Source organism: Kitasatospora sp. NPDC041988, from assembly GCF_055588525.1.
The window spans coordinates 49730-54389 of sequence record NZ_JBVJCO010000059.1; the positions used below are offsets into that span (position 1 = coordinate 49730).

Here is a 4660-nt window from a genome sequence, read left to right on the forward strand (position 1 = left end):
ACACACCTTTTCGTACCCCCCACCCTCCGAATGGGACCCAAACCGAAGGGCTGTTCTTCCCCCCCCCCCTTGGGCCGTCCCTCTCCCCCCCCCCCCCCCCTTTCCCCCCCCCCCCCCCCCCCCCCCCCCCCAGTGCCGGATCTGCACCACATCTCTCCACCATCGCGCAACCACACCGACCTTTCAGCGGTCGTACCCGGTGGAGAAGAGTGGGCACAATTGTCCTGGAGCACAGGGCCTCGGCCCGATCGGCTCCAGCGACTCTCTCAGGCCGGGGCGACACAAGGGGAGGCAGGACCACGGTGGCTGATGGCACCAAGGCGGTCGTCGACACGTCAGCAGCTGACGGGGCGGCGGACGAGGCCGCACTGGCCGCGGCGATCGACGAGCTCACCGGCGAGACGGCCCGGGCCACCGTGGCCGGCAAGGCCACCGACGCCGACCAGGCCCACGCGTCCGAAGCCGGCGACGAGGCCGGCGACGAAGCCGGCACCGTGAGCGGTGACGACCGCGGCGGTGACGACGAGCCGTCCCCCGCGACCTCCGTCAGCGAGGAGACCTCCGAGATCACCGCGCCGCTGTCGGTCGACGAGATCCGCGCCGAGCTGGCCGTCGGCGACCGCGCCCGCCGGCCGGGCACCGCCGCCGGGACCGACGGCGCCACCGCACGCCCCGCCGGCCGCCCGCCGCAGGACCCTCAGCCCACCCACGACCCGCGCGAGACCGGCACCCTCCCGAAGACCCTGCCGGCCCCGCTGCGGCACAGCGGCGACACGATCGGCAACCGGTACCGGCTGGAGGAGTGCATCTCCCACACCGAGACCTTCAGCAGCTGGCGCGCGGTCGACGAGAAGCTCCGCCGGGCCGTCGGCGTCCACCTGATGGCCTCCGGCCACCAGCGCGCCCGGAAGGTGCTGGCCGCCGCCAAGTCCGCCGCGCTGCTCGGCGACCCGCGCTTCGTCCAGGTGCTGGACGCCGTCCAGGAGGGCGAGCTGGTCTACGTCGTGCGGGAGTGGCTCCCGCACGCCTCCGACCTCGCCAGGCTGATCGCCACCGGCCCGATGGAGCCGCACGAGGCGTACCAGATGGTCCGCCAGGTCACCGACGCGGTCGCCGCCGCCCACCGCCGCGGCCAGGCCCATCTGCGGCTCACCCCGCGCTGCGTGCTGCGCACCGACAGCGGCCAGTACCGGATCAACGGCATCGCGGTCGACGCCGCCCTGCGCGGCCTGCCCGACGAGGTCACCGGCGAGGGGACGGACGACGCCGAGCGCGCCGACACCCGCGCCATCGGCGCCCTGCTCTTCGCCGCGCTCACCCACCGCTGGCCGTTCCCCGAGGACCGCTACGACCTCAGGGGGCTGCCGAAGAACCTCCGCGACGTACCGCCGGACCAGGTCCGGGCCGGGGTCCACAAGGGCCTCTCCGAGCTGGCCGCGCGTGCCCTGTTCGACCAGCCGCCGCACCACGCCGAGCCGATCACCACCCCCGAACAGCTGGCCAAGGCGATCGCGCTGATGCCGCGCATCCGCCAGCCCGAGCCGGAGCTGCCCGCCTTCACCGCCCCGCCGCGGCACAACACCCACGCGCTGCCCACCGCGCCCAACCCGACCCGGGTGATCGCCGCCCCCAACACCGGTCCCGCCACGGCGTCCCTCGCCGCCCGGCAGGCCCCGGTCCGGCGCACCCGGCGGCGGCTGCGCCGGGTGGTCAAGGTGACGGCCTGGACGGTCGCCCTCGGTGCGATCGGCGTCGCCTCCTGGCAGCTGGTCGACAGCCTGCGCAACCCCGGGACGACCGTCGTGGCCTCCACGCCCACCCCGACCAGCTCCCCGACCGTGCACGCCGTGGCGCACACCCCGGTGCCGATCCCGGTGAAGGCCGCCCTGTCGTACAACCCGAAGGGCGACTCGCCGGAGTCCGCCCACATTCTCGACAAGGCCTTCGACGGCGATCCCACCTCGGCCTGGACGACCTTCGGCTACAACGAGCAGTTCGCCCCCGGCGGGTACAAGGAGGGCACCGGCCTGCTGATCGACCTCGGCTCCCCCCAGGCCGTCAACGCGGTGAACGTCCAGTTCATCGGCAGCACCATGGCGGAGCTGCGGGTGCCGAAGTCGCCGGCGCAGTCCGACCCGGCCGGCGCCCAGCCCGGTTCCTTCACGGTGGTCGGCAAGGGCAGCGGGACCTCGGTCGACTTCGCTCTGGACTCCCCGACCACCACCCGCTATCTCTTGATCTGGCTGACCAACATTCCGAAGGACAGCAAGGACGGCAAGTTCCGCGGCCAGATCGCCGAGGTCAAGGTCTTCGGCTGACCCATCGGTCGCGGGACGAACACGACAGGCACGACGAGGGGTGGCAGTGGCGGACGGCACCGACCCGGCGGACGACGACGCGGCGCTGCTCGCCCGGCACGTCGCCGGCGACCGGGACGCCTTCGGCCTGCTGGTCAACCGTCACCGCGACCGGCTCTGGGCGGTCGCCCTGCGCACGCTCGGCGACCGCGAGGAGGCCGCCGACGCCCTCCAGGACGCCCTGGTCTCCGCGTTCCGCTCCGCCCACACCTTCCAGGGCCGCTCGGCCGTCACCACCTGGCTGCACCGGATCGTGGTCAACTCCTGCCTGGACCGGGCCCGGCGCGCCGCCACCCGCCGCACCAAGGCACTGGACGACGACCCGCAGCGGCTGGACGCGCTGGTCGGCTCCGCCGAACCGGCCGACTCCCCGGTGGTCCGGGCCGAGCTGCACCAGGAGCTGGCGGCGGCGCTCGCCGAACTGCCGCCCGAGCAGCGGGCCGCGCTGGTCCTGGTCGACATGCAGGGCTACCCCGTCGCCGAGGCGGCCGGGCTGCTCGGCGTCCCGGTCGGCACCGTGAAGAGCCGCTGCGCCCGCGGCCGCGCCCGGCTGCTGCCGCTGGTCCGCCACCTGCGCGAGGACGGCACCGCGCCGGCCGCGGGCACCGCGCCGCGCGAAGCCGGGCCACGCGAAGCCGCACGCGACGAGGGTGTTCCACGTGAGGCTGTTCCACGTGAAACGGAGAGACCGGCCCGCTCCCCGCGGGCCGCCGCCTCGCCGCCCGGGAACCCGTCCGGGGCGCGCACCGTCACAAGGACAGGCCCGGACACCGGCCGGCCGATTCTGGAAGGAGATGCGAGCACGCGATGACGGCCCCCCTCTCCTCCCCCGACCCCGGCGACCCCGTGGAACCGCACGCCGCCGGACCGCACCCCTCCGTCGACGAGCTGGCCGACCTCGCCGAGGGGCTCGTCGAGTCCGCCGACGAGGCCGCTGCGCTCCGGAGCCACCTGGCCGGCTGCGCCGAGTGCCGCGAGACCGCCGAGGCGCTCACCGAAGTGCAGGCCCTGCTGGGCTCCGCCGAGCCGCCGGCCATGCCCTCCGACGTCGCCGCCCGGCTGGACGCCGCCCTGGCCGCCGCGGCCGCCGAGCACGACGCACCCGCCGAGGGCCCCGGAACCCCCCGGAAGGCCCCCGCGCCGCCCGGGCAGACCGCCGCCCCGTCCAGCGCGTCCCGATCCTCCGTTACCCCCTCCCAGGCCCCCCTGGGGCCGCCTGGAAGGCCCGCCACCTCGGCGGCGGCCACCGGGCCGGGCCGCCCCCGCTCCCGTCGGCGCCGGGTCGGCCTGATGCTCGGCGCGGCCGCCGTACTGCTCGCGGCGGGCCTCGGCGGCTCCCTGCTGTTCTCCCCGGCCGACCAGAAGGGCTCGGACACCGCGGCCGTTTCCGCCGCCGGAGCCATGCCGAGCGGCGCCCGCGACACCGCCGGGGCCATGCCCAGCAGCGCCCCCAACACCCCCAGGAGCGAGCACGGCAGCGGCAGCACCGTCTACCGGGACGACCAGCTGGCGGCCCAGGTCCGGCAGCTGCTCGCCCGGACCGGCGTCACCCCCGACGGCGCCGCCCTGCCGTCCGCCGCACCGCCCGCCGACGGGCAGCAGGGGATCGCCGGCGGCCACAGCACCCCGGCCTGCCCGGCGCCCGCCGCCGGGCGGCTGCTCGCCACCGACTCCGGCAGCTACGCCGGCGCCCCGGCCGAGGTCCTGGTGTACGCCGTCCCGGACCAGCCGGAGAAGCTGGACGTCTATCTCCGCTCCCCTGACTGCGGCCCCGTCCTGCTGCACCGCACCGTCCCGGCCCGCTGACCGGTGGTTCCCGTGCGATCCACGCCCGGGGCCGTCCGACGCTCCCACACTGCGGGCACCTGGTACGGATCCGCCTGGGAATGCGAGAGACTGGTCAGTCGTTGTCCCGGGCGGCGGAGCAGGACCGCCCTCCCCGCACCTAACGCGGGTCGCGATGCGAACCAGGAGATGCAGTGAGCGACGTCCGTAACGTGATCATCATCGGTTCCGGCCCGGCCGGCTACACGGCCGCGCTCTACACCGCCCGTGCCTCCCTCAAGCCGCTGGTCTTCGAGGGCGCCGTCACCGCCGGCGGCGCGCTGATGAACACCACCGAGGTGGAGAACTTCCCCGGCTTCCGGGACGGCATCATGGGCCCCGAGCTGATGGACAACATGCGGGCCCAGGCCGAGCGGTTCGGCGCCGAGCTGATCCCGGACGACATCGTCGCGGTCGACCTCACGGGTGACGTCAAGACCGTCACCGACTCCGAGGGCAACGTCCACCAGGCCCGCGCC

4 protein-coding genes are annotated in these 4660 nt (G+C 75.3%); all 4 read left to right on the forward strand.

The annotated features are described in order from the left end of the window. Positions 1 to 302 precede the first annotated feature (302 nt). Positions 303 to 2318: a protein kinase family protein gene (locus ACZ6NC_RS37365; protein WP_465738336.1), complete on the forward strand. Its 2016-nt coding sequence runs from the start codon at positions 303 to 305 to the stop codon at positions 2316 to 2318. A 46-nt stretch (positions 2319 to 2364) separates the two neighbouring features. Then, on the forward strand, positions 2365 to 3168 hold the full coding sequence (gene sigM / locus ACZ6NC_RS37370) for an RNA polymerase sigma factor SigM (RefSeq protein ID WP_465738337.1): 804 nt from the start codon (positions 2365 to 2367) through the stop codon (positions 3166 to 3168). Continuing rightward, on the forward strand, positions 3165 to 4163 hold the full coding sequence (locus ACZ6NC_RS37375) for a hypothetical protein (RefSeq protein ID WP_465738338.1): 999 nt from the start codon (positions 3165 to 3167) through the stop codon (positions 4161 to 4163). Before sigM ends, ACZ6NC_RS37375 begins: the two co-directional genes overlap by 4 nt. Before the next feature lie 173 nt (positions 4164 to 4336). Continuing rightward, positions 4337 to 4660: NAD(P)/FAD-dependent oxidoreductase (locus tag ACZ6NC_RS37380; protein ID WP_465738339.1), on the forward strand; the 324-nt coding region annotated here is incomplete at its 3' end.